This is a genomic window from Burkholderia sp. Bp9099 (genome assembly GCF_003857805.1).
Classification (GTDB): Bacteria; Pseudomonadota; Gammaproteobacteria; order Burkholderiales; family Burkholderiaceae; genus Burkholderia.
The window spans coordinates 142881-168640 of sequence record NZ_QTPU01000018.1; the positions used below are offsets into that span (position 1 = coordinate 142881).

The 25760-nt window shown below is 66.6% G+C and carries 19 protein-coding genes and 1 tRNA gene; 6 read left to right on the top strand and 14 right to left on the bottom strand.

What is annotated here, in order from left to right; genetic code table 11:
- Positions 1–75: 75 nt before the first annotated feature.
- On the bottom strand, positions 76–444 hold the full coding sequence (locus DIE17_RS22045; protein ID WP_044845298.1) for a DUF2946 domain-containing protein: 369 nt from the start codon (positions 442–444) through the stop codon (positions 76–78).
- Positions 445–600: 156 nt separating this feature from the next.
- Positions 601–1137 carry a cytochrome b gene (locus DIE17_RS22050; RefSeq protein ID WP_124486410.1) on the bottom strand — a complete coding sequence of 179 codons (537 nt, stop codon included), beginning with the start codon at positions 1135–1137 and terminating at the stop codon, positions 601–603.
- Between the two features lie 231 nt (positions 1138–1368).
- Here DIE17_RS22050 and DIE17_RS22055 point away from each other — a divergent pair, with 231 nt between their 5' ends.
- Positions 1369–2007, top strand: coding sequence for a Pr6Pr family membrane protein (locus DIE17_RS22055; RefSeq protein ID WP_124521933.1), 639 nt, complete (start codon positions 1369–1371; stop codon positions 2005–2007).
- Between the two features lie 54 nt (positions 2008–2061).
- Here DIE17_RS22055 and DIE17_RS22060 read toward each other — a convergent pair whose 3' ends face one another.
- Positions 2062–2796: a peptidoglycan DD-metalloendopeptidase family protein gene (locus tag DIE17_RS22060; RefSeq protein ID WP_124521934.1), complete on the bottom strand. Its 735-nt coding sequence runs from the start codon at positions 2794–2796 to the stop codon at positions 2062–2064.
- 428 nt (positions 2797–3224) lie between these two features.
- Between DIE17_RS22060 and DIE17_RS22065 the strand changes: the two genes are divergently transcribed.
- Positions 3225–3545, top strand: coding sequence for a hypothetical protein (locus tag DIE17_RS22065; protein WP_044845295.1), 321 nt, complete (start codon positions 3225–3227; stop codon positions 3543–3545).
- Between the two features lie 115 nt (positions 3546–3660).
- Here the strand turns inward: DIE17_RS22065 and DIE17_RS22070 are convergent, their stop codons facing one another.
- The 4 genes from DIE17_RS22070 to DIE17_RS22085 all read right to left on the bottom strand — a co-directional run bounded on the left by DIE17_RS22070 (position 3661) and on the right by DIE17_RS22085 (position 7250).
- Positions 3661–4005 (bottom strand): DUF4148 domain-containing protein, encoded by a 345-nt coding sequence (locus tag DIE17_RS22070; RefSeq protein WP_044845294.1) that lies wholly within the window; start codon positions 4003–4005, stop codon positions 3661–3663.
- Between the two features lie 200 nt (positions 4006–4205).
- Positions 4206–5618: an NADP-dependent phosphogluconate dehydrogenase gene (gene gndA / locus DIE17_RS22075; RefSeq protein ID WP_044845293.1), complete on the bottom strand. Its 1413-nt coding sequence runs from the start codon at positions 5616–5618 to the stop codon at positions 4206–4208.
- 97 nt (positions 5619–5715) lie between these two features.
- Positions 5716–6357 carry a DUF938 domain-containing protein gene (locus DIE17_RS22080; RefSeq protein WP_124570558.1) on the bottom strand — a complete coding sequence of 214 codons (642 nt, stop codon included), beginning with the start codon at positions 6355–6357 and terminating at the stop codon, positions 5716–5718.
- Entirely contained in the window at positions 6354–7250 is an 897-nt protein-coding gene (locus tag DIE17_RS22085) for an NAD-dependent protein deacetylase (RefSeq protein ID WP_124486414.1), read from the bottom strand. Before DIE17_RS22085 ends, DIE17_RS22080 begins: the two co-directional genes overlap by 4 nt.
- Before the next feature lie 1185 nt (positions 7251–8435).
- Between DIE17_RS22085 and DIE17_RS22095 the strand changes: the two genes are divergently transcribed.
- Together DIE17_RS22095 and DIE17_RS22100 are read left to right on the top strand one after the other, a co-directional pair.
- Positions 8436–9395: an LLM class oxidoreductase gene (locus tag DIE17_RS22095; protein ID WP_185702607.1), complete on the top strand. Its 960-nt coding sequence runs from the start codon at positions 8436–8438 to the stop codon at positions 9393–9395.
- Between the two features lie 352 nt (positions 9396–9747).
- Positions 9748–12237 carry a mechanosensitive ion channel domain-containing protein gene (locus DIE17_RS22100; RefSeq protein WP_124486416.1) on the top strand — a complete coding sequence of 830 codons (2490 nt, stop codon included), beginning with the start codon at positions 9748–9750 and terminating at the stop codon, positions 12235–12237.
- A gap of 73 nt (positions 12238–12310) precedes the next feature.
- Here DIE17_RS22100 and DIE17_RS22105 read toward each other — a convergent pair whose 3' ends face one another.
- Complete coding sequence (locus DIE17_RS22105; protein WP_124921301.1) at positions 12311–12721, bottom strand: hypothetical protein; 411 nt, start codon at positions 12719–12721, stop codon at positions 12311–12313.
- Positions 12722–13081: 360 nt separating this feature from the next.
- Between DIE17_RS22105 and DIE17_RS22110 the strand changes: the two genes are divergently transcribed.
- Both DIE17_RS22110 and DIE17_RS22115 read left to right on the top strand, forming a co-directional pair.
- Positions 13082–13267: a hypothetical protein gene (locus DIE17_RS22110; protein ID WP_124486418.1), complete on the top strand. Its 186-nt coding sequence runs from the start codon at positions 13082–13084 to the stop codon at positions 13265–13267.
- Between the two features lie 241 nt (positions 13268–13508).
- Positions 13509–15344 carry a protease pro-enzyme activation domain-containing protein gene (locus tag DIE17_RS22115; RefSeq protein WP_124486419.1) on the top strand — a complete coding sequence of 612 codons (1836 nt, stop codon included), beginning with the start codon at positions 13509–13511 and terminating at the stop codon, positions 15342–15344.
- A gap of 147 nt (positions 15345–15491) precedes the next feature.
- Here the strand turns inward: DIE17_RS22115 and DIE17_RS22120 are convergent, their stop codons facing one another.
- From DIE17_RS22120 to DIE17_RS22150, 6 genes are all read right to left on the bottom strand, one after another.
- Positions 15492–17042 carry a phospholipase D family protein gene (locus tag DIE17_RS22120; protein ID WP_124921302.1) on the bottom strand — a complete coding sequence of 517 codons (1551 nt, stop codon included), beginning with the start codon at positions 17040–17042 and terminating at the stop codon, positions 15492–15494.
- A 410-nt stretch (positions 17043–17452) separates the two neighbouring features.
- Positions 17453–19903: a glucose/quinate/shikimate family membrane-bound PQQ-dependent dehydrogenase gene (locus tag DIE17_RS22130; protein ID WP_124521940.1), complete on the bottom strand. Its 2451-nt coding sequence runs from the start codon at positions 19901–19903 to the stop codon at positions 17453–17455.
- A 630-nt stretch (positions 19904–20533) separates the two neighbouring features.
- Positions 20534–20612 (bottom strand) — tRNA-Ile (locus tag DIE17_RS22135).
- 138 nt (positions 20613–20750) lie between these two features.
- Positions 20751–23168, bottom strand: coding sequence for an RNA polymerase sigma factor RpoD (gene rpoD, locus DIE17_RS22140; RefSeq protein WP_124486422.1), 2418 nt, complete (start codon positions 23166–23168; stop codon positions 20751–20753).
- Positions 23169–23256: 88 nt separating this feature from the next.
- Positions 23257–25128 carry a DNA primase gene (dnaG, locus tag DIE17_RS22145; RefSeq protein WP_124486423.1) on the bottom strand — a complete coding sequence of 624 codons (1872 nt, stop codon included), beginning with the start codon at positions 25126–25128 and terminating at the stop codon, positions 23257–23259.
- A 72-nt stretch (positions 25129–25200) separates the two neighbouring features.
- Positions 25201–25647, bottom strand: a complete 447-nt coding sequence (locus tag DIE17_RS22150) for a GatB/YqeY domain-containing protein (RefSeq protein WP_059524656.1) — start codon at positions 25645–25647, stop codon at positions 25201–25203.
- Between the last annotated feature and the right edge of the window lie 113 nt (positions 25648–25760).

Below are 25760 nucleotides of genomic sequence, written 5' to 3' on the forward strand. Positions count from 1 at the left end.
GCCCGAGTGACGCCCTCCACGCGGCCTCGACGGACCGCACGGATATCGGCGATGAAAGAAACGGAAGGCAGCGCGTCAGGCGCGCTCGGGCGGTGCGCGTGGATATGCGCGCGGGTAGCGGTCGGCGCGCGCCGCGACGGCATGCGGCGCGGCGGCGGAAACGGCATGAGCGGGGACGAAGGCGAACGATACGGCGGCCGCGCCGCCGATCGCTGGACTGTGCGCGAAGAAGCCGCAGTAGCCGCACGCATCGAGATGCCGCGCGTAATCGTGCGCGTGGCCTGCATCGGGCGCACGGTGCGCACCATGCTCTGCACTACAGACGATTGCGTCGGGAGTCGTCGCCTGCGCGATGCGCCACTGCGACACCAGCGGCGCCGCGATCGCGAGCCAGATCGCGAACACGCCGAGCCAGGCGGTCAGGTGACGATGTCGGTGCAGCATGCGCGGCGATGCGTAAGCGGAACGTAAAAACAGCCGAGATGTTACAGAATGTTCGCCGCGATGGCCAGCCGCGCATCGGGGTAAACGGATCGGGGGCGCATGGTTGCGTCAACAACCATGCGCCCCCGGATGCTGCGCGGCTTCAGCGCGCGGCGATCACGGCGCCATGCGTCGCAGCACGTCGTCGCGCCGGATGAAGTGGTGGTAAAGCGCGGCCAGCGCATGCAGGCCGATCACGAAGTAGAACGCGTTGCCGATCAGTTCGTGCGCTTCCTTGATCGTCGGCCGCAGCGCCTTGTCGGGGCCGAACAGCGTGAACGACACGCCGATCCAGTCGAGCGACACGGGCTTGCCGCCCATGTTGACGAGCATGATGCCGAGCAGCGGCTGCGCGATGATGAAGACATACAGCGCGACATGGGCGAGCATCGACAGCCACTTGAGCAGCGTCGCCTGCGGAATCGGGTCCGGCACGCGGCTGATCATCCGCCACAGCACGCGCAGCACGGACAGCACGAGCACGAACGTGCCTGCCAGCAAGTGCACGTTCATCCAGAACACGCGGCTGTCGCTGCCTTTCGGTCCGCGAATCTCGATGGCCAGGTAGGCGAGTGCCACCAACAGGAAGATGACCCAGTGGAAGAAAATTGCGGGCGCGCTGTAGCGCGTCTGTTTCGCGAGGATGTTTTTCATGCGTTGTCTCGTGTTTCTCGTGTGGTATGCGGGGGAGGCCCGTGCCGGGCTGGCCGGTGCCCGGCGGCTGCCCCGATTGTAGCCTCGCGCGTGGCCGGCGTTGTGCGACCGGATCAAATATCCGACGAATCCGCGCGGCCCGTTCCACGGTGCCGCCATATGGAAAATCCGCATCGCGCGCGTGCGCGGCTGTGGCACGATGAAGCTTTGGTGCGACGTTGCGCGGGCATCATGAGCAAAGCGATCTTCGTTGCGGCCTACCGGCTGATCGCCGCGTTGCTCGCGGTGTCCACCACGCTGCACAGCGTCGCCGGCAACTGGGGCATGCCGGCCTTCCATCTCGGCAACTACCTCAGCTACTTCACCCAACTGAGCAGCCTGTATGCAGCGGCCATGCTTGTCGCGGGGCTGTCGCGCATCACGCGTCCCGGCTCGGCCCGCTACGAATCGATGCGCGGCGCCGCCGTGCTCTACGTGCTGATCACCGCGATCGTCTACGAACTGCTGCTCGCACGGCTCGATGCGCTGCGCCACGTCACGCCGGCCCTCAACAACTGGGTCCTGCACCGGATCGTGCCGCTCGTGGTGCTGTGCGACTGGCTGTACGTGGAGCCGCGCTCGCCGATCCCGTGGCGCAGCGCGGTCGCGTGGCTCGGCTTTCCGGTCATCTATCTCGCCTATACGCTCGTGCGCGGCGCGCTGGAGAACTGGTATCCCTATCCGTTCGTCGATCCGCGGCCGCACGGCTACCTGCCGGTCGCGATCCAGTGCTCGCTGATCGCGCTCGGCGCGGCAGGGCTCGCGCTAGGCATCCGCTGGCTCGGCAATCATGCGAGGCAGTCCGACGCCGCGGCGCTCGAGGAAGGGTGAAGGCCGGAGCGGGAGCGTGTGCGCCGCACGGCGCACACGTCGTGAAGCGGCGTGTCAGCCGCCGTTGCGCGGCAGGAAGTTCATCGGGTCGACGACCTTGCCGTTCTGCCGGACTTCGAACTCGAACGTCGCGCGGCCGCTCGCGTCGGTGCCCATCTCGGCGACCGGCTGGCCCGCGCGCACCGCGTCGCCTTCGTTGACGAGCAGCCTGCCGTTGTGCCCGTAGGCCGTGATGAGCCCGTTGTCGTGCTTCAGGATCACGAGCGGGCCATACGCCTTGACGCCGGAGCCGGCGTACACCACCCGCCCGTTGGCCGCGGCCCGCACCGAACGGTCGGGCCCCGACGCGGCGATCACGATGCCGCGCGTCTTGCCGGCCGAGAACGGCGTCGCGACGATACCCATGGCCGGCCATGCCAGCGAGCCCGGCTGCGCGGCCGCCGCGGACGGCTGCCCGAGCGACGTCGCCGCAGGCGGCGGCGCGACGCGCAGCACCTGGCCGGGATACACGGCGTCATTCGGCGACATGTGGTTCCAGCCGGCCAGGTCCTGCACGCGCTGCCCGTAGGCGGCGGCGATGCCGGCGAGCGTGTCGCCCGGATTTACGCGGTAATAGCCGGCGATCACGCCCGGCGTGGCGACCGACGCAGGCGTCGACGGCCGCACCGGCTGCCAGCTGTCGGTCCACGGCGTCATCGTACAGCCCGTCAGCGCGGCGGCCGCGGCGACGAACGCCGCCTGCGGCAACCAGCGCGTGAGCGCATCGTGGATCGGAATCGTTTTTCTCAAGGGTCCTCCCGGATTTGCGTCGTTGCGCCGCCCACCGCCCTCCGGCGTGCGACGCACGATGTCCGGCCGAACGGCCGGACCAACCAGTATCCGACCGCTCTCGCGGCCGTCAGTTTCCACCGCGGGACGTCGACGCGAAAGGGCTCACCGGCCCCTTTTTCGCGCCATTTCTGCGTCGTCCCGACCGGCAAAGATACCATTTGTCGCGGTCAGGACCGCGGCAGGAGCCCCAGCCGGCAACAATCTTGCGGCGCCACGAACGGGTACCGGCGGGCTGCGGGCCGCGCCGCGCAGGGTGTCCCGCGGACTTCGGGCCGGCCGTCCCGCGGCGGGCAGCCGTATCGCGCCCATGAGCGCCGCCCCGCTGCCGGCCGCCTCCTATACTCGGAGGAGCACCACACGTTCCAGCGATAACGAGGAGAAAAACCATGAACAATGCGACGTTTCTGTCCGTGCAGCTCAACGCCGAGGATTTCGCCGGTTCCAGCGGCCTCGTCGAACTGCTCAACCGGCACCTGCTGTTCGCGACGGACGTCGCCGAAGCCGCGGACGCCCTCGTCCAGTTGGCGAGCGTCGCGCACCTGAGCGGCGCTACCCGGCACAGCGTCGAGCTGCCGGTACTCGCAATCGAGCGGCTGCGCGATGCGCTCGACACGCTGAGCGGCTACGACGAAGCATGGCTGCAGGCGCTGGAACCGGGCGACGCGCTGTTCCGGGACATCGGCCGCGGCCCGCGGCCGCTGCACTGACGCGGCGGGCGCCGCCAATGAATACAGCCCGTCGTTCCGTGATTCGGAACGACGGGCTGTGTGTACTGCGCAGGGGTCAGATCAGGCCGCCCATGCGGCCGGCGATCGATGACGCTCAACGACCCTTGTAGACCGGTGCACCGTCCGACACGCGCTTGACCTGCCAGCCGGTCTTGGCAGCGGCCGGGGCGCCCGATTCTTGCTGGGCGGCCGGTTGCGCACCGTAGCCGCTCGTATCGGCAGCGGCGACGTTCTGTTGCGGGTTTACGCGGGCTTCAGCTGCCTGGATGCTTGCCGGGTAGTCGGTACGGTCGCTGCCCAGCTTGTAGCCGGCCTGTTGCAGCTGGGCCAGTTCGGCCTTCACCTGCGCACGGGTGACGGGGGCGTTCTGTTGGGCGAACGAGACGGCGGGAACGGCGAGGACGGCAGCTGCAGCGAACGTTGCGATCAGCGATTTCATGATTACCTCCGGGATTTTTTTGCTCCGCCGCACACACCATGTCTGCAGCGATGGAACAAAGTTTAGCCCCGAGATCACCTAGGGAAAACCATGAAAGAGCGAAAACACTGTTTCCTCGGAACCAACAATTGCGGGATCCGGGAACGAAAAACCCTACTCAAGGAATAGAATTTCGCAACAATACCGTCCTCGCCTGCCGGTTACGACCAGTTCGCGTGGAAGCTGCCCGGCTTGTCGGTACGCTCGAACGTGTGGGCGCCGAAGAAGTCGCGCTGCGCCTGCACAAGGTTCGCCGGCAGCCGCTCGGAACGGTAGCTGTCGAAGTACGCGACCGCCGACGCGAACGCCGGCACCGGCACGCCTGCCTTCACCGCGGCCACCACCACGTCGCGCAGCGACGCCTGGTAATTCGCGGCGATGTCCTTGAAGTACGGGTCGAGCAGCAGGTTCGCGAGCGCCGGATCCTTCGCGTACGCGTCCGTGATCTTCTGCAGGAAACGCGCGCGGATGATGCAGCCCGCGCGGAAGATCTTCGCGATCGTCCCGAGATCGAGGTTCCAGCCGTACTCTTCGGATGCCGTGCGCAGTTGCGCGAAGCCCTGCGCGTACGAGATCACCTTGCTCAGGTACAGCGCGCGGCGCACGGCTTCGACGAACGCGGCACGATCGCCGTCGAACGGCGCGGCGGCCGGGCCCGACAGGATCTTGCTGGCCGCGACGCGCTCGGTCTTCAGCGACGACAGCACGCGCGCGAACACCGACTCGGTGATCAGCGGCAGCGGCACGCCCAGGTCCAGCGCGTTCTGGCTGGTCCACTTGCCGGTGCCCTTCTGCGCGGCGCGATCGAGGATCACGTCGACGAGGTGCTTGCCGGTCTCTTCGTCCTTCTTGCCGAAGATCTTCGACGTGATCTCGATCAGGTAGCTGTCGAGTTCGCCCTGGTTCCACTCGGTGTAGACCGCGCCGAGTTCGTCGTTGGTCAGGCCCGCGACGTCCTTCAGCACCGCATAGCTCTCGGCGATCAGCTGCATGTCGCCGTACTCGATGCCGTTGTGGACCATCTTCACGTAGTGGCCCGCACCGTCCGGCCCCATGTACGCCACGCACGGCTCGCCGTCCGACGGCGCCTTCGCGGCGATCTGCTTGAGGATCGGCTCGACCAGGTCGTACGCGTCGCGCTGGCCGCCGGGCATGATCGACGGGCCGCGCAGCGCGCCCTCTTCGCCGCCCGACACGCCGGTGCCGATGAAATGCAGGCCCGATTGCGCGAGCTCCTGGTTGCGGCGGATCGTGTCCGTGAAGTGCGTATTGCCGCCGTCGATCAGCACGTCGCCCTTCTCGAGCAGCGGCTTGAGCGATGCGATCGTCGCATCGGTCGCTTCGCCGGCCTTCACCATCATCAGGATCCGGCGCGGCGTCTCGAGCGACGCGACGAACTCCTCGAGCGTATAGGTCGGCACCAGATTGCGGCCGGGGAATTCGGCGATCAGTTCGTCGGTTTTCTCGCGGCTGCGGTTGTACACCGACACCGCGTAACCGCGGCTCTCGATATTGAGTGCGAGATTGCGGCCCATCACCGCCAGCCCGATCACACCGATTGCTTGTTTGCCCATTAGTCAATTCTCCGGAAAAAACGGGGCGCGACCCGAGCCGGGCCGCGCGCACAGGCGAAAGGATAGTGGAAACCCGGCCGCGATGCGCGCTTGCGTGTCATTGCTCCGCGTGCGGCAGGCGCCGGAACACGACGCTCAGGTTGTTCGCCGGCATGTCGACGACCTCGATGCAGTCGAGCCCGCGGTCGAGGCCGAGCGCGACGACTGCCTCGAGATCGCGCACGCCCCACGACGGATCGCGGCTGCGCAACTGCTGGTCGAATGCCTCGTTGGACGGCGCGGTGTGCCGGCCTGCGCGGCGATACGGGCCGTACAGGAACAACACGCCGCCCGGACGCAGCACGCGCGACGCGCCGGCGAACAGCGCATCGGTGCAGGCCCACGGCGAGATGTGGATCATGTTGATGCAGACGATCGCGTCGAACGCCGCGGCCGGCCACGACGCGTCGCGCACGTCGAATGCCAGCGGCTCGGCCAGGTTCGCGAGGCCGGCATGCGCGACCCACGCGGCGATCGAGCGGCGCGCGTGCGCGTCGGGATCGCTCGGCTGCCAGCGCAGCCCCGGCAGCGCCTGCGCGAAATGGACCGCATGCTGCCCGGTGCCGCTCGCGATCTCGAGCACGTCGCCGGTAGCCGGCAGCACGCGGCGCAGCACGTCGAGGATCGGCCCGCGATTGCGCTCGGCCGCCGGTGCCGACAGCCGCGCGGACGGATCCGACGACGACGTCGGCCCGGTCACGATGCGTGCTCCGGCGCGCTGCCGGCGACGCCCAGCCGCGCGTTCAGCGCGTCGAGCGCGGGCGCGCAACGCGCCTCGACCTTCAGCGTCAGCATCGGATCGGCACGCGTATGGCCGAGGTTCAGCGCGGCGACGGGCTTGTTCTGCGCCTGGGCCCACACGCAGAACCGGTAGCCGGAATACACCATCAGCGACGAGCCGACGACGAGCAGCGCATCGGCCGCATCGAGCGCCTGCGACGCCAGCGCGACGCGCTCGCGCGGCACGTTCTCGCCGAAGAACACCACCGCCGGCTTCAGCAGCCCGCCGCAGGCCGGGCAGGCAGGAATGCGGAACGTGTCGAGCGCGGCCCATTCGAGATGCGCGTCGCCGTCGGCGGCGGGTTCCGCGTGCGCGCCGAGCAACTCGGGGTTGTCCGTTTCGAGCACGGCCTGGATCGTCGCGCGCGCGTGATGCGCGCCGCAGTCGAGGCACGTGACGCCGTTGATGCCGCCATGCAGTTCGATCACGTCGCCGCTGCCCGCGCGCTGGTGCAGCCCGTCGACGTTCTGCGTGACGAGGCGCTCGATCCGGCCGGTGCCGCCGAGCCGCGCGAGCGCGACATGCGAGCGGTTCGGCTGCGCACGGCCCACCACGGGCCACCCGATCATGCTGCGCGCCCAGTAGCGGCGGCGCGCAGCGTCGGAACCGAGGAATTCGTGGAGCTGGATCGGCGGCGAGCGCATCCATTGACCGTTGCGGTCGCGATAGCCGGGAATGCCGGAATCCGTGCTGATGCCCGCACCGGTCAGCACGAGCAGCCGCGGATGGCGCTCGACGAACGCGTGCAGCGCATCGAGTGCGGCCGGTTCGATGCCGGCGGATGAGGGGTCGGGCAAGGCGATGTCGTTCATGTTGGCGGCGCGTGATCGGGCGCAGTGGCCGGCCGTGCGGCCGGCGCGCCAGCACATGATACAGAACGCCGCGCGATCCGGCCGGCGGTCCGCGCGCGACACCGGCGCCGCAAAAAAAGACGCCCATCGACCACATGGCGATGGGCGCATCAACAATTGATCCATCGGGGTAGTGGATCAACTGACAGCACAATGTCGTCGGATCCGCCGCAACGCCGCCGGCAGACCTTCCCCGGGACTACACCTTCGAATTCCTGAAATTGCCCTGATGTTTGCGAGGATCGCCGCGCGGCACGGCGCACGGCACACGCACGCATGCTTCGCGTGCGGCGCGCGTGCGTTTCGCGCGTCGGCATGACGATCCGGAAGTCATAGTCGCCCATCCGCGCACCGGCGGTTCATCCCCGACGGCCGACCGGCACGGGTCGGCCTCGTGCGTCACGCCTGCATGTCGTCGTTCGGAACGAACCGGATGGGTCCGGATGAAACGAAAAGCCGCGCGCTCATGTCGCCGTAATCAACGGCGACGCGAAATCACGGGCAGGTCGGCGATTCATGTTTGCAACATGGCACGTTGCGATTCGGTCTGTTCTCATTCTCTTGTCCCCGTCTTCGATGCGTCCGACCTACTGAAGCGACGGCCGGGCCCCTGCTGCGCCCGGCGATCGCGCTCACGGCGCATACAGACATGCAAGGAGCGCACCATGCTTCGCCGTGCAAGGCCGCGCGGGCCGTGAAACGACCCCGATGCAAATCGCACGGCGACAGACAGGCGTGAACGTTTCGAAAGTGAAACGAGGGGAAACGGCCCGCGCGATCGATCGCACCGGATGCGACGCCGGTGTTGCACGCATGTGACGCGTGCGCGGGCGGCGCGTTTGCGTCGGTTCGATGCCGACGATCCGCTTACAGTCAGTCGTGCGACCCTGGCCGCGCATGCATGGTCGAACGCGCTCGTCGAACCCGCGAGCACCGCCTGCAACCACGGACAGCACGCTGCTCGCCGCAAGACCGGCTACGACGCGCCGACGTACGTTCATGCTGATTGATTGCCGGATGACCGACGGTGCCGATCATGCCGGAATCGCCGATACCGCCGCGCGCCGCAGGCGGCGCGCAAACACGTTAGCATTCGGACACGGTGCGGCGCGCGCACCGGCTTCGCCCCGTCTCCAAGGAATGGACATGACCCTGCCCGCCTCCGGCCGCGCCGACGTCGCGCGGCGCGTCTTCTCGGCCGAGCGGCTGTCGATCGGCCTGACGCTGCCGCTGCTGCGCAGCGGCCGTACCGTCGCGGATTTCAACGAGCAGCTCGAACTCGCGGCGCTGGCCGATTCGCTCGGCTTTCGCGCACTGTGGGTTCGCGACGTGCCGCTCAACAGCGCCGATTATCCCGACCCGGTCGGGCATCTCGATCCGTGGGTGCTGCTCGGCGCGCTCGCGTCACGCACGCGCCGGATCGTGCTTGCCAGCGGCGCGATCGTGCTGCCGCTGCGTCATCCGCTGCATATCGCGAAAGGCGCGCTGTCGGTCGCGACGCTGTCCGGCGGGCGCTTCCTCCTCGGCCTCGGCTCGGGCGACCGGCCACCCGAATATGCGGCGTTCGGCGTCGACGCGCAAACGCGGCGCGACCGGTATCGCCGGCATTGGGACATCGTCGCGGCCGCGCTCGGCGTGCCGTCCCGTGTGCTGCCCGACGAGACTCCACCCGACGCGCCCGAGTTCACGCTGCTGCCGCTCGGCGACGACGCGGTGCCGATGCTTGCCGTCGGCTCCGGCGGACAGAGCGTCGACTGGATCGCACGGAACGCGATCGGCTGGATGACCTATCATCGCGACCCGGACACGCAGCGCGCTCGTTATTCAATGTGGCGCGCGGCCGTCGACCGGCTTGCACCGCCGGGCTTTCGCGCGTTCGGCGTATCGATGCGGCTCGATCTCGATGCGAATCGCGATGCACCGCCCACCGCGCTGCCGCTCGGCTATGCGACCGGTCGGAATGCGCTCATCGACATCCTGCGGGACATGCGGGCAGCCGGCACGCACCACGTCACGCTGAATCCCGGCTCGGACCGGCCCGTGCGCGAGGTCATCGAGGAAATCGCCGAGCATGTATTGCCGGTCTTTCACGACGATCGCGGTTGATTCATCAGGAATCCGGAATTCTCCACCCATGGCCCACAGTCGAAGCCACGGTTGGCCATCCATCGAGTCACCGGCGAGCACGTTTCGTTCCCGATCCTGCGCTTTCGCTTGCGGCGGGACCGCATGCCAACACCCGACGACCCGCCCTCATCATGGATCGTGAACGGCCGGCGCTAGACACCGCCACGCGAAAGGAACCGCACGGCAGCGCGCAAACGCCCGCACCGCCTGCCGCATGCCCGATTCGAATATTCGTCGACGGAACTATCCGGTTCCGATGGCAATCATGTTAACTTCCGTCCATCGTCCAGACCGGCGGGTCACGTTCCGATGCGCGCCCGCACGCCTACCCATGCGATATTTCCTGCTCGGCTGGCTGCTCGCCGCCGTCGTATCGGCCGCCCACGCGGCCGCCCCTGCCCCGGCCGCCGCCTCGGCCGCCTCCGGCGCCGTGCCCGCGCTGACGCCGCAGCAGGCGCAGCAGGCCCTCTCCGTCCTGCAAAACCCGCGCGAGCGCGAGCAGGTCGAAACGACATTGCGCGCGATCGCGGCCGTCGGCGTGCTGAGCACGCCCGCGCTCGCGGCGAGCGCCGCGGCGCCGGCCAGCGCGGCATCGGCTGGCACCGCTCCGGCCGCACTCACGACGAACGGGCTCGCGTCGATGCTCGTGCGGCAGGGATCGCGCTGGGCCGGTGAAATCGGCGGCGCGCTGAACGAATCGCTGCGCTCGCTGCTCGACGTCGGCTCGGTCGGCAACTGGTGGCACGAGCGGCTCGTACGCGCCGACCAACGTGCCGATCTCACGCGCGCGATCTTGATCATCCTCGCCGTGCTCGTGCCCGCGCTCGCCGTCGAATGGTTCGCGAAGCGGCTGCTGCGGCGCGCGCTGGCCGCGCTGAGCGCGCGCCGCACCGAATCGTCGCGCCGGGCCGATGCCGATGCCGATGCAGATGCCGACGCCGATTCAGCTGAACCCGAACCGCCCGGTCCCGGCGACCGCGCTTCGACGCCGGAACCGGCCGCCACCGCTGCCCGCGCCGACGGCACCGGCACGCCCGATACGTCGTCGCAAGGTCGCGGCCATGCGCGGCGCCACACCACGCTGCTGCGCCGGATGCCGCGCGCGCTGGTCAGCCTCGCACTGCGGGTGATACCGCTGCTGGTATTCGTCGGCGTCGCGAGCCTGACGATGTCGGTCCTCGACGGCGCCGGCACGCCGACCCAAACGGCACTCGAATCGCTGATCGACATCTACGTGATCTGCCGCCTCGTGACGATCGTCAGCCGGCTGTTCTTCCAGCCCGACGCGCGGCAGCTGCGGCTGCTGCACATCAGCGACGCATGGGCCGCGTTCGCGCAGCGCGCGATCGCGCGGATCGTGACGGTCGTCGGCGCCAGCACGGCCGCGGTCGAGATCGCCGCGAGCTTCGGCCTCAGCGACGCCGGTCACGTCGCGCTGCTGAAGGCGGTCGCGCTCGTCGGCCACTTGATGATCTCGGCGCTGATCCTCCGGTGCCGCCAGCCGGTCGCCGCGCGCATCCGCGCGGCCGGCGAGGATCGGCCGGCCTTCGCGATGGTCGGCAACGCGCTTGCCGACGCGTGGGCACCCGTGTCCGTGTTCGTCGTGATGGCGTTGTGGTTCGTGTGGGCGCTCGACGTCCACAACGGCTACCGCGTGCTGATCACGCTCGGTGGCCGCTCGATCGCCGTGATGATCGGCATGCGGATCGTGTCGATCGTCGTGTTCGGCGCGCTCGCGCGGGTGTTCCAGCGCCGCGACGACGACCGCACGCTCGTCCACCTGCACGCGTACCGCTACTACCCGCTGGTGCGCCAGGTCGTGTCGGCGGCGATCGCCGTCGTGACCGTCGTGCTGCTGCTGCAGACCTGGGGCGTGCCGATCTTCCACGCGTTCGCGACCGGCACGATCGGCCATCGGCTCGCGTCGGCGCTGATCACGATCGCGATTGCAGCCGTCGTCGCGCTGATCGTCTGGGAAGCCGCGAACATCGCGATCGAGCGCCGCCTGCAGCAGTGGACACGCGAAGGCAACCTCGTGCGCGCGGCGCGCTTGCGCACGCTGCTGCCGATGCTGCGTTCGCTGCTGTTCATCATGATCGCGCTCGTCGTCGTGCTGACCGGCCTCAGCGAAATCGGCGTGAACATCGGTCCGCTGCTCGCCGGCGCCAGCATCTTCGGCGTCGCGCTCGGCTTCGGCTCGCAGAAGCTCGTGCAGGACTTCATCACCGGGATCTTCCTGCTGATGGAGAACGCGATGCAGGTGGGCGACTGGGTCACGCTCGCCGGCGTATCCGGCACGGTCGAATATCTGTCGATCCGCACCGTGCGGCTGCGCGCGGGCGACGGGTCGCTGTACACGATCCCGTTCAGCTCGGTGACGACCGTCAACAATACGAATCGCGGGCTCGGCAACGCGGCCGTCAAGGTCAGCATTGCCTACGGCCAGGACATCGATCGCGCGATCGCGACACTGAAGGAGATCGGCGCCGCGTTGCGCGACGATCCGGATTACAAGGACGGCATCCTGTCGGACTTCAGCTACTGGGGCATCGACCAGGTCGACGGCGCGGCGATCGCGCTGGCAGGACAGATCCAGTGCAAGGACTCGGCGCGCTGGGGCGTGCAGCGCGAATTCAATCGGCGCATCGCGGTGCTGTTCCGCGAACGCGGAATCCGGATCGCGAATCCGCAGCGCAGCCTCGTCGCGTATGACGACGGTTCGCGGCCCGTTGCGCCCGAGAACGATGAGAACAGCGACCACGCCGCCGGCACGCCGGCCGAGCCGCCGCCGCCCGTTGCGCCGGAGCGCAAGCCGGACTGATCGTACGGATGCCGCTGGCGCGACCACCGCCGGTCGCGCCGTGCGCGCGCCAACGAACGACGGATAGCCGCGCTCAACGCGCGGCGGTTTTCTTCGCGCGCCGAACGCGCTTCGCTGCGTTCGCCGGCGCGGCCGGCGTCGCGCCGGCATCCCGCTCACCGCCGCGCACGCTGCCGGCCGGATCGTCGCCGACGATCTTTCGATGCGCGCGGTTTACCGCGACGGTTGCCCGAGCGCCATGTCGCAATTCATCGAGGACTTCAATGCCATGACCGCTCGCCTCAAGCACGCAACTGCCTTCGAAACGACCTCGCCCGCCGATGCGGACTGCATCGTGCGCGCCCCGCTTGCGGAACTCGAAACGCGGCTCGACGAGATCAAGACACTTGCGTCGGCAAGCGGCGACGCGCCGGACGAACGCCTGCTGCACTGTATCGACGGCCTGTTCCGGCTCGTCGACGACCTGCAGGCCGTCGAGCGGCACGACACGCCGAAGCTCGAGCTTCGGCGACGGGAGCGCCGTTGAAGTTTCCGTGCGGATGGCAGACCGGATTGCGTTACGCATTCGCCGGCGAGCGCGCTGCGCGACGCGTGACCGGAGCAGCCGGCGTCTGCGGCTCGAATGTTTCCTCCACAACTATTCGCTCATTACGAATGGAATCGTCAATTATCCGGCGCGCCGATCCGTCATTACATCCGACAGTGTCTTTGAAAATTACAAAATACCCCGAAACTTTTCAAAATCATTTCATCTTATTCAATTTAATTTTGTTTCATATAATCAGAAAAAGTTTGACACCGAACTTTCGTTCTTGATACCGTCCGATTCAAGCAATCTGACGAATTGTCCATCACGCAATCGATTCCGCTCGACGCATTGCGCTTGCGCCGCACCGACGTTCTCGCCGCCGACCGCCTCTTCTTCCGTTGGCGCATGCAACATCCCGATGCAATTGATTGGGCAGCTGCCGTCCGGCAGCAGGCCGAAGGACCGAACCGAATGAGCAGGATACCGAAACTGTTGCTCTAGTCATCCCGCCTGCATCAAACCCGCTGGCGCGGCCGCCCTGCATCGCGGCGCAGCGCCTCCATTGCCGAGCATTCCAGCATTTCGCCCCCGGAGGATCACCACCCCTGCGGATCGGGCGAAAGGCCCCGTCGCGTCCGCGCCATCCGCGCGAGCGCGGCGGATATCGGCGGCGCACGATCCGCGCCGCTGTCGACCGTCGTTGTTCGTGCCGTTCGATGTTCAACCGGAGGGGTAATTCAACATGAATCAGGTTGCAGACAAGAAACAAAAGCACATCCGCTTCGTCAAGCTCGCCTTCGCCGCCGCGGCAGCCGCTTCGTTCGGCATGGCGAGTGTCCATGCCGCACCGGCCGCCGGCTGGACGGAAACGCGCACCAAGGGCTTCCTGCCGCTCGTCCAGCAAGGTGAAAGCAGCAGTACCGCCGGCGCGCCGGCGGCCAGCACCGCCGCCGCTGCCGCGGCTGCCACCGAGATGGCGCCCGGCGAATCGGTCGACATCGTGCTCGGGCTGAACCTGCGCAACGAAGCGCAACTCGACCAGTACCTGCACGACCTGCATACGCCCGGCTCGCCGCACTACAAGCAGTTCCTCACGCCGGCGCAGTTCGCCGCGCAGTACGCGCCGACCGACCGGCAGGTCGCCTCCGTCGTCGCGCACCTGCGCCAGGCCGGCTTCGTCAACATCGTGGTTGCGCCGAACCGCCTGCTCGTGTCCGCCTCCGGCACCGCGGCAACGATCAAGTCGGCGTTCCGCACGACGCTCAAGCGCTTCACGCGCAACGGCCGCAGCGTCTACGCGAACACCGATGCCGCGCAGGTGCCGAACGCGATCGGCGGCATCGTCGGCGCGGTGCTGGGCCTGCAGAACGTCGAACTCATGCACACCGGCGCGGGCAGCAAGCCGCAAGGCAACACCAGCAACCTGACGATCCCCGCGGGCGCATCCGCGGTGCCGCACAACCCGACGGAATTCTCGTCGCTCTACGGCGGCGACGGCACGCCGACGGCCTCGCAGACCACGGTCGGCATCATCGCCGAAGGCGACCTGTCGCAGACCGTCAGCGACCTCAACACGTTCGCCGCGAACAACGGTCTCGGCACGATCAGCAGCAGCGTCGTGCCGACGGGTCCGTCAGGCAGTTCGTACACCGATACATCCGGCACCGTCGAATGGAACCTCGACAGCCAGTCGATCGTCGGCGCCGCCGGCGGCAGCGTGAAGCAGGTCGTGTTCTACGTGGCACCCTCGATGACGCTCACGGCGATCACCGCCGCGTACAACAAGGCGGTGAGCGACAATGTCGCGAAAGTCATCAACGTGTCGCTCGGCGTGTGCGAATCGTCCTCGTACAGCACCGGCTCGCAGGCGACCGACGACACGATCTTCAAGCAGGCCGTCGCGCAGGGGCAAACCTTCTCCGTGTCGGCCGGTGACCACGGCGCGTACGAATGCGCGAGCGGCACGCCGTCGCGCTCGACCTACACCGTGAGCGAGCCCGCGACGTCGCCGTACGTAATCGCGGTGGGCGGCACGACGCTGTTCACCACCACGTCGACCAATGCGTACAACAGCGAAATCGTCTGGAACGATCCGAGCTGGCAGCCGGGCACCGTGTGGTCGACGGGCGGCGGCTACAGCAAGTACGAAGCTGCGCCGACGTGGCAATCGTCGAGCCTCACCGGGTCGACCAAGCGCGCGCTACCGGACGTCGGCTTCGACGCCGACCTGCGCACCGGCGCGATCCTCGTGGTGAACGGCCAGACGTCCGACACGCTGTGGGGCTCGGGCTACCTGAACAACGAAGGTGGCACGAGCCTCGCCGCGCCGATCTTCACCGGCATCTGGGCGCGGCTGCAATCGGCGAACAACAACGCGCTCGGGTTCCCGGCGTCGAGCATCTACAAGTACTTTCCGAGCAATGCGGCGCTGCTGCACGACGTGACGTCCGGCAACAACGGCAGCGGCACGTACGGCTACAAGGCGAAGGCCGGCTGGGATGCGACGACGGGCTTCGGCAGCGTGAACATCTCGAAGCTGAACGCGTTCATCCAGAGCACGGCGGATTTCGCGCGCTGATCGCGCGCTGATCGTGCGATGAGGTGCGGTTCCGGGTGCATGTCGTTGCGCGCACCCGGAACCGTGTCGGCGGCTGTGCATGCGGCGCGTCCCGATCGACGACGACCGTCGGCACACGTCGCCCGCGGCTGTCGCGCGCAGGCGAAATCACAGCTGCGATTCGATCGGAAACAAGCCGAGAAACCACACTTCCATGCGCCGCGCCGCCGACACTTCCGGTTCGTGATCGAGTTCGGTCACCTTCCCGTCCGCGTCGGTCTGAATCCACTTGAGGCGCCCTTTCCCGGCCGGATCGGTCCGCAACTCGATGCGCCACGCGATTCGATCGAGCCGCGGCTCCAGATCCATCGCGACTTCGGATGCAATCGCCGGGCTCTCGCAGTAAACGCCGATCTCGGTATTGAGGTTCAGCGAGCGCGGGTCGAGATTCATCGACCCGATGAAGATGCTCTTGCGATCGAACACATACGTCTTCGCATGCAGCGATGCGCGCGACGAGCCGATGATGACCTGCTTCGAGATGCTCTTGTCGCCGGACGGGCGTCGCTCGTAAAGCCGCACGCCGGCTTCGACGAGATCGCGCCGATAGCGCCTGTAGCCGGCATGCACGGCCGCGACGTCGGTCGATGCGAGCGAGTTGGTCAGGATCGTCACTCGGACGCCGCGCGCCGTGAGCGCACGCAGCCGTTCGACCATGTCCTTGCCCGGCACGAAGTACGGCGACACGATCAGCAGCTCCTGCTCGGGCCGCAGCGCGAGTGCGCGCAGTTGCGGCATCAGGTGCCCGTTGCTGTCCTTCGGCGAGCGTGCGATCTTCGCCGGATCGTCGTACAGGACCGTCGCCTGCCCCCACGACAGCTCGGTCCCCTGCCCGTGCACGATCTGGTCGAGCCGTTGCCGCGCTTCGAGCACGTACGGATTGTCCTCCATCGCGCGCAGGTAATCGCGCAGCCGTTCGCGCTCCCGGTCGAGGCCGCCGGGCGCCGCGTCGTGCCCGACCAGCGCATCGACCGGATATGCATACGGCGAATTCCAGAACGTATCGAATTCGGTCGAGATGTCGTTCACGACCGGGCCGTGCACGACCACGTCGAGATCGCCGAACTCCAGCATCGACGACGCGCCGAAGTACTCGTCGCCGATATTGCGGCCGCCGACGATCGCCGCCTGGTTGTCCGCGATCATCGCCTTGTTGTGCATGCGCCGGTTGACCCGCGAGAACTCGAGCACCGTGCCGATCTTCTTGAAGTGGCGCGTGGCGACCGGATTGAAGAGCCGGATCTCGATGTTCGGATGCGAGCTGATCTCGAGCAGCTTGCGGTCGTCCGCGTTCGTCCCGAGATCGTCGAGCAGCGCGCGCACGCGGACCCCGCGATCGGCCGCGCGGATGATCGCATCCGCGAGCTCGTGTCCGGTCAGGTCGTCGTGCCAGATGTAGTACTGAAGGTCCAGCGAGCGGTCCGCGCGATCGGCGAGCAGCACGCGCGCATCGAGCGCATCGACCGGGTCGCGCAGCAGATGAAACGCATCCTGCCCGGGATGGGCGGCGGCCTGCTGGCGGAACGCCGCGCCGAGGCGCGTGTTCTCGGTATCGGAGAACGCATGCGTCGGCGCACGATCAGCCTGCGGCGGCAGGCTGGCGCACGCGGCAAGCATCAGCAACGAGAGAATCGCACTCCACGAACGCAACATGATCATGATGGCCACCCCACGGTCGGGCGAAGTCTGTTTGTGTTTGTTCTGGCTGCCGGACGGGGCGCGGCGCGGATCCCCGGTCCGCGCGCTGGACGAATCCCGAGCGCGCGCGCCGGTCGCGCCACAGCATACTTCGATTGACATCGGGACGGCACGCGCTCCGTGTTTCCCGGTGGCGGCGATACGACATGCGACACGGACGTGAACACGTTCGACACGTTCGCCACGTTCAGGCGGCGCGCAAAAGAAAAACCCGCGAGGCCTTGCGGCGTCGCGGGTTTCGAGATTTTGCCGAAGGCCAAAGAGTCGCCAGAAAGCGGGAAAAAAAGCGGCATGCCACGCATGCCGTTTCGGGGATCGGACCGTGCGCAGCGATACCTCTGTCCGGCGCTCCGTGCGAACAGCAACGCGTGTTAGTTCGGCAGCGCGTAAGCGATCACGTAATCGCCGAGCTTCGTGCCGAAGGAGCCGTGGCCGCCTGCGGCGATCACGACGTACTGCTTGCCGTTGATCGAGTAGCTCATCGGCGTGGCCTGGCCGCCTGCCGGCAGGCGGGCTTCCCAGAGTTGCTTGCCGTCGTTCACGTCGAACGCGCGGATGTAGTTGTCCGCCGTTGCGCCGATGAACGCCACACCACCGGCAGTGATCATCGGGCCGCCCAGCATCGGCATCCCCATCTTGAACGGCAGCGGGATCGGCGAGCTGTCACGCACCGTGCCGATACGCTTCTTCCAGACGATCTCGTTGGTCTTAAGATCGATACCGGCGATGTAGCCCCATGCCGGTTGCTTGCAGGGCAGGCCAAGCGGCGAGAGGAACGGGTTCAGCGTCACGCCAAACGGCACGCCGTACTGCGGCTGGATACCCGATTCCGTACCGCTCCCCTTGGCACCCGATGCCGGTTCGATCGGGTTGCCCGGACCGCGTGGGATCAGACGCGACACGAACGGCAGCGCAATCGGGTTGGCGATGGCGATCTGACGATCGGTGTCGAGCGCAATGCCGCCCCACTCGAACATGCCCAGGTTGCCCGGGAACACCAGCGTGCCTTGCAGCGACGGCGGCGTGAAGGTGCCTTCATACCGCAGCTTGTGGAACATCACGCGGCAGACCAATTGGTCGTACATCGTCGCGCCCCACATGTCCTTGTCCGTGAGCAGGTTCTTCGGACGGAACGTGAGTTCGGAGAACGGCTGCGTCGGCGAAGTACGGTCGCCAGGCGCGGCGCCTTGCGGCACCGGCAGTTCCGGAGCCGGCACGACGGTTTCGCCGGTGCGGCGGTCGAGCACGAACAGGTTGCCGGTCTTGGCCGGCCCGTACACGACCGGCACGGTCTTGCCGTCCTTGGTCGTGATGTCGGCGAGCGTCGGCTGCGACGGCATGTCCATGTCCCACAGATCATGGTGAGCGGTCTGGTAGAACCAGGCCAGCTTGCCCGTCGACGCGTGCAGCGCGAGCAGGCCGCTTGCGTATCGCTCCATCTCCGGCGTACGGTCGCCGCCCCAAATGTCCGGCGTACGCACGCCCATCGGCAGATAGACGATGTCGAGCTTCGCGTCGTAGGCGGCGGGCGCCCATGAGTTCGGCGAGTTCCAGGTGTAGTGCTCGTCCGGGCCCGGGATATGGTTCGGATCACTCGCGCCCGGATCGAACGCCCACATGAGCTGGCCCGTGCGCACGTCGTAACCACGGATCACGCCCGACGGTTCCCGATTCGAGAAGTTGTCTTCCACCGCGCCCGCTACGACGATCACCTTGCTGGTGACGACCGGCGGCGAAGTGGGCTCGTACATACCCGGCGTGGTGACCGGCATGGCATGCTGGAGATCGAGGTCGCCATTGCTGCCGAAGCCCGCGCAGCGCTCGCCTGTCAGTGCGTCGAGCGCGTACAGGTGGCCGTCGTTGACCGGCAGGTAGATACGGCGCGAGCACGCCCCCGTAGCCGATACGGCTGCGTCGCTTGCCGGTGCGGCGGCCTGCGGCGCCGAAGCAGCAGCGTCGCTAGCCGGAACAGCCGTTGCCGATACATCGGCGCTCGCCGTCAGATCGACATACGACACGCCGCGGCAAGTCACGTGCTGGAACGACGGATCGGTCTTGAGCTTCGGATCGAAGGTCCACTTGAGCGCGCCGCTCTGCGCGTCGAGCGCGAAGAGCTTCTGGTGCGGCGAGCACAGGTAGAGCAGATTGCCGATCTTGATAGGCGTGACTTCGTCGGTGATTTCACCCGGATCGTTCGGGCCTTTCATGTCGTTCGTGCGGAACGTCCAGGCCACCTGCAGGTTCTTCACGTTGTCCCGCGTGATCTGCTGCAGCGGCGCGTAGCGCGTGCCTTCCTGAGTGCGGCCGTACGCGGGCCAGTCCGAGGTGTCGATGCCGTTGGCGTTCGCGGCGGGCGAACCGACAGACGAAGCCATCGTGCCATTGACCGTCTGCGGATCGTTGAAGCAGGCGTACACGAGCACGCCCGCCCAGATCACCAGCGCGCCGACGAGCGACTGCACGCCGAGCTTGCGTGGCGCGTCGAGACGCCAGCTCACGAGCAGCAGCAACCACACGCCGAACACGACGAGCACCCCCGAGCGCGGCGCGAGCGCCCAGAAGTCGGGACCCGACTCCCACAGCGACCAGATGGCAGTGCCCCCGAGCACGAGCGCGTAGAGCACGAGCGCAGTGGGACTGCGGCGATACAGCAGCCACGTCACTGCCAGCAGCACGACGCCGGTCACGACGTAATATGCCGAGCCACCGAGCGAGAGCAGGTACGCGCCGCCTATCAGCAGAAAGAGCGATGTAAGCGCGATAAACAGGAGCGTTACGACGCCGATGAACCCCGGCGATGATGATTCGCTTGATCTGGTCATGATGATCTCAACCTTCTTTTGAGGACGGCGCCAGCATCGCTTGTCAAGCGATGCCTGTGGCGAGGCTCGCCCGCGCGAACACCGGCGAGTCGTCCAGCCACTGCGCTGTGCCCGCAGTGGCCGGCTGTGCGGAAAACGCTCCGCGAAACGGCCTGTTGCTTTAGAAGACGTGCATCATCCCGACGTACGCGCCGGTTTGCCCTTCGTCCATGTTCGGACGGGTCGGCGAGCTGGAAGCTGGAATCGCGAGCCGTCGCAAACACCGGGAATTTACCGTTCTTGCTGTTGTCCACGTGTGCGACCGTGCCGTACAAGAAGGCGCGCTTGCTCGGATTATAGGTGGTAGCGAGTGCGTCGAGCTCGCCTGCGTATGCCGATGGTCGGCTTCGATGCGCACCGGTCTGTCGTCGAATACGCAGACAAGCGATCGCTCGCCGCGAAATCTTCGGGAAGGCAGTTTAGGGATGGGGAACACGAACGGTCCCTACCCGTTCGGGTAGTCCGGAGCCATGGATTGCCCGGATCCGACGCGTTGAAGCCCAGAAACGAAAAAGCCGGCCCACCGGGCCGGCTTTTCGCGTCCAATCGCGGTCGGTTGCACCGCGTGGAAACTCTCGAACAAAGCGAATCTGGTGGGCCCCCCGGGAGTCGAACCCGGCACCAACGAATTATGAGTTCGCTGCTCTAACCAAGCATGAGCTAGGGGCCCAGACGGGAAGCAACCTGTGCTACACGCCACCCCGGCAACGAAGCCGGGCCGGCATTGTAACAACAAAGCCGCTAAAGAGGACAAACGCCACCGGCATCACGCGGATACCGGCGGCGTTCGCAAGTGAGACGCTGGAAATCAGTTCCCTTCGAGGAACGACTTCAGCTTGTCGGAACGGCTCGGGTGACGCAGCTTGCGCAGCGCCTTGGCCTCGATCTGACGGATCCGCTCGCGGGTAACGTCGAACTGCTTGCCGACTTCCTCGAGCGTGTGATCGGTGCTCATCTCGATACCGAAGCGCATCCGCAGAACCTTCGCCTCACGCGGCGTCAGCGAATCGAGCACGTCCTTCACGACGTCGCGCATGCTGGCATGCAGCGCGGCATCCGCCGGCGCGACCGTGTTGTTGTCCTCGATGAAGTCGCCGAGATGGGAATCGTCGTCGTCACCGATCGGCGTTTCCATCGAGATCGGCTCCTTCGCGATCTTCATGATCTTGCGGATCTTGTCTTCCGGCATCTCCATCTTCTCGGCGAGCGTTGCCGGATCCGGCTCGAGACCGGTTTCCTGCAGGATCTGCCGCGAGATGCGGTTCATCTTGTTGATCGTTTCGATCATGTGAACCGGAATACGGATCGTGCGCGCCTGGTCCGCGATCGAACGCGTAATGGCCTGGCGGATCCACCACGTCGCATAGGTCGAGAACTTGTAGCCGCGACGGTATTCGAACTTGTCCACCGCCTTCATCAGGCCGATGTTGCCTTCCTGGATCAGGTCGAGGAACTGCAGGCCGCGGTTCGTGTACTTCTTCGCGATCGAGATCACGAGACGCAGGTTCGCCTCGGTCATTTCACGCTTCGCCTGACGCGCCTTCAGTTCGCCGGCCGCCATCTGGCGGTTGGTTTCCTTCAGGTCCTTCAGCGGCAGCACGACGCGCGCCTGCAGGTCGATCAGACGCTGCTGCTGCTCGCGGATCGCCGGAACGTTACGCGACAGGACCGCGCTGTACGCATGGCCTTCGGCCGCGATCTTCTCGGCCCAGTCGAGATCCGTCTCGCTGCCGGGGAAGCGCGCGATGAATTCCGAACGCGGCATGCCGCACTTGTCGACGACGATGTGCAGGATCTGACGCTCGACCTGACGCACTTCGTCCACTTGCGCACGCAGCGTGTCGCACAGACGCTCGACGGTACGCGCGGTGAAGCGGATCGTCATCAGTTCGGTCTGGATCGTTTCCTGCGCCTTCAGGTAGGACTTCGACTTGTAGCCTTCCTTCTCGAACGCGCGGCGCATCTTGTCGAACCACTCGCTGATCTGCGAGAACTTGTCGAGCGAGGCACGCTTGAGGGCTTCGAGCTGGGCGGCATTGGCCGACGCCTGAGCGGCACCGTCGTCTTCCTCCTCTTCCTCTTCTTCCTCTTCCTCTTCGGCTTCCTCGTCCTCGTTCTCGATCGCTTCCGCTTCCTTCGCGGAGAAACCGTCCGTATCGGCGGAGTCCGAAGCATTCGGATCGAGCAGGCCGTCGACGAGCTCGTCGACGCGGATCTCTTCGTTCGCGACGCGCTCGGCCATCGCGAGGATGTCGGCGATCGTCGTCGGGCACGCGGAAATCGCCATCACCATGTGGCGCAGGCCGTCCTCGATCCGCTTCGCGATCTCGATTTCGCCTTCGCGCGTGAGCAGCTCGACCGTGCCCATCTCGCGCATGTACATCCGGACCGGATCGGTCGTGCGGCCGAATTCCGAATCGACGGTCGACAGCGCGACTTCCGCTTCTTCCTCGACTTCATCGTCCGACGACGCGGCCGGCGCGTTGTCGTTCAGGAGCAGCGTTTCCGCGTCCGGAGCCTGCTCGTAAACCGCCACGCCCATGTCGTTGAACGTGCCGATGATGCCTTCGAGGGCTTCGGTCTCGGTGAAGTTGTCCGGCAGATGGTCGTTGATTTCGGCATACGTGAGGAAGCCGCGCTCCTTGCCGAGCTTGATCAGCGCGCGCAGTTTCACGCGGCGCTCTTCGAGCTCCTCGGCCGTGCCGGGCGTGCTCGTCGCGAACGCTTCCTTCAGCAGCGCCTTTTCCTTGGCGCGACGATCGCGCACCTTGGATTTGCCCGGGGCAGCCGCGGCTGCGGGCTGCTCGTCGCTCTGATTTGCGTCGTCATCGACGGATACTTCGTTCAGCTTTTTGGTCATGGAGTTCGCCGTACCGGCTATATCGACTCGCGGCTGCTGGACGACAGCCGGTTGAACCGTAGGTGCATGAGTAGTACGTACTGCCGTTTCGTCCGCGGCGGCAGTCGTGTCCCTTGCGCTTTTCGCACTTGCCCGCTTCGCCGCCGGCTGGGCCGGCCCGGAGTCGGGTCTGGCGGCAGCCCGTGTTCTGGCTGCCGGCGCCGGCGCAGCCTGAGCAGTGCCGGCCGCGGTTTTCTTTCCTGCAGGGGCTGACGTGGCTGAAGACGTTGTCCTGGTGGAAGAAGCAGACTTGGCCGCTGTGACCTTGGTGGTCGGCTCCGTCGAGCCCTTGCCTGTTGCTTTCTTTCCGCCTGTCGTCTTTGCCATCGCGAATCTCGCCTCTGCTTAGAAAACAAACCGCTGGAAACCTTATATTATAGCACGCTGGGGCGCCCTCTCTCAGCGCCCCGGCCGCCTACAGCCCGAGCCGACGTTTCATATCGGTTCGCTGCTGGTTCAATTCCGTCAATTCGGCCAGTTCCTCGGGTGTGAAGGTCGATTGCCGCGCCAGCCGATCGAGCCGGTCGCAGCAGGCGTCATAGCGCATCTTGAGCACCGCGGCCTGCAGTTCCTCCCCCGCGATCCGTTCCTGTTCACGCTGCCGCTCGGGCACCGTCTCGTCTTCCGGATTCTGTAACAGCAAATCGCGGACGTTTTCATCATAGTCCAGAATTTCGCGGAAGATTTCCTCGTAAGTCGCGCCGTTCGAGGAGGTCCGCAGGACATCGGACAGCAGCCGGAACTCCGCGCCGTCACCCAGCGCACGCGCATGCTCGACGACTTCGGCGAACAGCTCGCCGATCCGCGGCAGCGCGCGCAGGGTCGCAAGCTGTTCGTCGTCGAGCTGCGACGCGATCCGCGGATGCATCACGAGCGTGCGCAACGCGCGCTTTTCGCTGTCCGTCACGCGCCGCCGCTCGCTGCGCGCGGGCGCCTGGCGCGGCGGCGCCGCGATGCGCGCATCGACGTCCGACAATCCCGCGACTTCCTCGAACGGGATATCGAGACGGTCGGCGAACATGTGCATGATCTGCGCGCGCAACGCGTTCGCCGGCAGCGCCTGCAACAGCGGCTTCGCGTCGAACAGCGCCTTCGCGCGACCTTCCGGCTGATCGAGCGCCTTGCCCGCGATTGCTTCGTTCAACAGAAATTGCGACAGCGGCATCGCGCGCTCGACCTGCTCGGAGAACGCGTCCGCACCGAATTCGCGTACATAGCTGTCCGGATCGTGCTCGGCCGGCAGGAAAAGGAATCGGATCGTCCGGTTGTCCGCCGCATGCGGCAGGCACGCTTCGAGCGCGCGGCGCGCCGCGCGCCGGCCGGCCGAGTCGCCGTCGAAGCTGAAAATGACCGTGTCGGTCTGGCGCAGCAACTTCTGTACGTGGATCGGCGTGCATGCCGTGCCGAGCGTCGCGACCGCGTTCGGGAAGCCGAGCTGGGCGAGCGCGACGACGTCCATGTAGCCTTCGACGACCAGCACGTACTTGCGCTCGCGGATCGCGAGGCGCGCCTCGAACAGCCCGTACAGTTCGCTGCCCTTGTTGAACAGCGGCGTTTCCGGCGAATTCAGGTACTTCGGCTCGCCGCTGCCGAGCACGCGTCCGCCGAACCCGATCACCTGCCCCTTCACGTTGCGGATCGGGAACATGATCCGCTCGCGGAACCGGTCGTAGCGTCGCGCCACACCCTGCGCGTCGGTTTTCTCGCTGACGATCACGAGCCCCGATTCGACGAGCGAGTCGTCGCGATAGTCCGGGAACGCCGTTTCGAGGTTCTGCCAGCCGTCCGGCGCATAGCCGAGCCCGAAGCGCGCGGCGATCTCGCCGGTCAGGCCCCGGTTCTTCAGGTACTGGATCGCGACGGTCGCGCCACGCAGTTGCTTGCGGTAGTAGTCGCACGCGGCGGACATCACGTCGGACAGCGCGGTCGCGACCGATTTCGACACGGGCGCCGGATAGTCGCCGCCGCCTCCACCGCCGCCGCCGCGCATCGACGGCTCGTGCGGCACGGTCAGCCCGACCGACTGCGCGAGCTCCTGCACGGCTTCCGGGAACGTGAGCCCCGCATGCTCCATCAGGAAGCCGATCGCCGTGCCGTGCGCGCCGCAGCCGAAGCAGTGATAGAACTGCTTGGTCGGGCTGACGGTAAACGACGGGCTCTTCTCGTTATGGAACGGGCACAACCCCATGAAGTTGGCGCCGCCCTTCTTGAGCTGCACGTACCGGCCCACCACGTCGACGATATCGACGCGGTTCAGCAAATCCTGCAGGAACGAATGCGGAATCACCGTGGGATCGAGCGAAAAAAAGACAATACGACGCCCCGGCGCACGCGCATGCGACGCGCCGGGAAGCGGGTTTTACTTCGACAGCGCGGCCTTGACCTGCGCGGAAACGGCCGTCATGTCGGCGCGGCCGGCGAGCTTGCCCTTCAGCACGCCCATCACCTTGCCCATGTCCTGCGGGCCGGCTGCGCCGGTTGCCGCGACCGCGGCCTGGACTTCGGCGGCCACTTCGGCGTCCGACAGCTGCGCGGGCATGTAGGCGCCCAGCACCGTCAGTTCGGCCTGCTCCTTCGCGACGAGATCGTCGCGGCCGGCGGCCTCGAACTGGCTGATCGAGTCCTTGCGCTGCTTGATCATCTTGTCGATCACCGCGGTGATGCCCGCGTCGTCGAGGGTCACCCGATCATCGACCTCGCGCTGCTTGATCGCGGCCATCAGCAGGCGAATCGTCGCCAGACGCTCGCTTTCCTTCGCGCGCATCGCGGCCTTCATGTCTTCGCTGATCTGCTCTTTCAAACTCATCTTGCACCCGGGATGGAAACGTGACTTCGACGCCCGCGAACGGGCGTCAACACAAAAACCCGCTTGGGACTAAGTCTCAAGCGGGTTGCTCGAATCCGGCATCGGCGACTCGC

Excerpts from the sequence above, each read along its gene's own strand:
- rpoD (WP_124486422.1), bottom strand. The coding sequence starts at position 23,168 with ATGGCAAAGACGACAGGCGGAAAGAAAGCAACAGGCAAGGGCTCGACG.
- DIE17_RS22150 (WP_059524656.1), bottom strand. The coding sequence starts at position 25,647 with ATGAGTTTGAAAGAGCAGATCAGCGAAGACATGAAGGCCGCGATGCGC.
- DIE17_RS22115 (WP_124486419.1), top strand. The coding sequence starts at position 13,509 with ATGAATCAGGTTGCAGACAAGAAACAAAAGCACATCCGCTTCGTCAAG.
- DIE17_RS22055 (WP_124521933.1), top strand. The coding sequence starts at position 1,369 with ATGAGCAAAGCGATCTTCGTTGCGGCCTACCGGCTGATCGCCGCGTTG.
- DIE17_RS22050 (WP_124486410.1), bottom strand. The coding sequence starts at position 1,137 with ATGAAAAACATCCTCGCGAAACAGACGCGCTACAGCGCGCCCGCAATT.
- DIE17_RS22045 (WP_044845298.1), bottom strand. The coding sequence starts at position 444 with ATGCTGCACCGACATCGTCACCTGACCGCCTGGCTCGGCGTGTTCGCG.
- gndA (WP_044845293.1), bottom strand. The coding sequence starts at position 5,618 with ATGGGCAAACAAGCAATCGGTGTGATCGGGCTGGCGGTGATGGGCCGC.
- DIE17_RS22070 (WP_044845294.1), bottom strand. The coding sequence starts at position 4,005 with ATGAAATCGCTGATCGCAACGTTCGCTGCAGCTGCCGTCCTCGCCGTT.
- DIE17_RS22085 (WP_124486414.1), bottom strand. The coding sequence starts at position 7,250 with ATGAACGACATCGCCTTGCCCGACCCCTCATCCGCCGGCATCGAACCG.
- DIE17_RS22100 (WP_124486416.1), top strand. The coding sequence starts at position 9,748 with ATGCGATATTTCCTGCTCGGCTGGCTGCTCGCCGCCGTCGTATCGGCC.
- DIE17_RS22130 (WP_124521940.1), bottom strand. The coding sequence starts at position 19,903 with ATGACCAGATCAAGCGAATCATCATCGCCGGGGTTCATCGGCGTCGTA.
- DIE17_RS22120 (WP_124921302.1), bottom strand. The coding sequence starts at position 17,042 with ATGATCATGTTGCGTTCGTGGAGTGCGATTCTCTCGTTGCTGATGCTT.
- DIE17_RS22095 (WP_185702607.1), top strand. The coding sequence starts at position 8,436 with ATGACCCTGCCCGCCTCCGGCCGCGCCGACGTCGCGCGGCGCGTCTTC.
- DIE17_RS22065 (WP_044845295.1), top strand. The coding sequence starts at position 3,225 with ATGAACAATGCGACGTTTCTGTCCGTGCAGCTCAACGCCGAGGATTTC.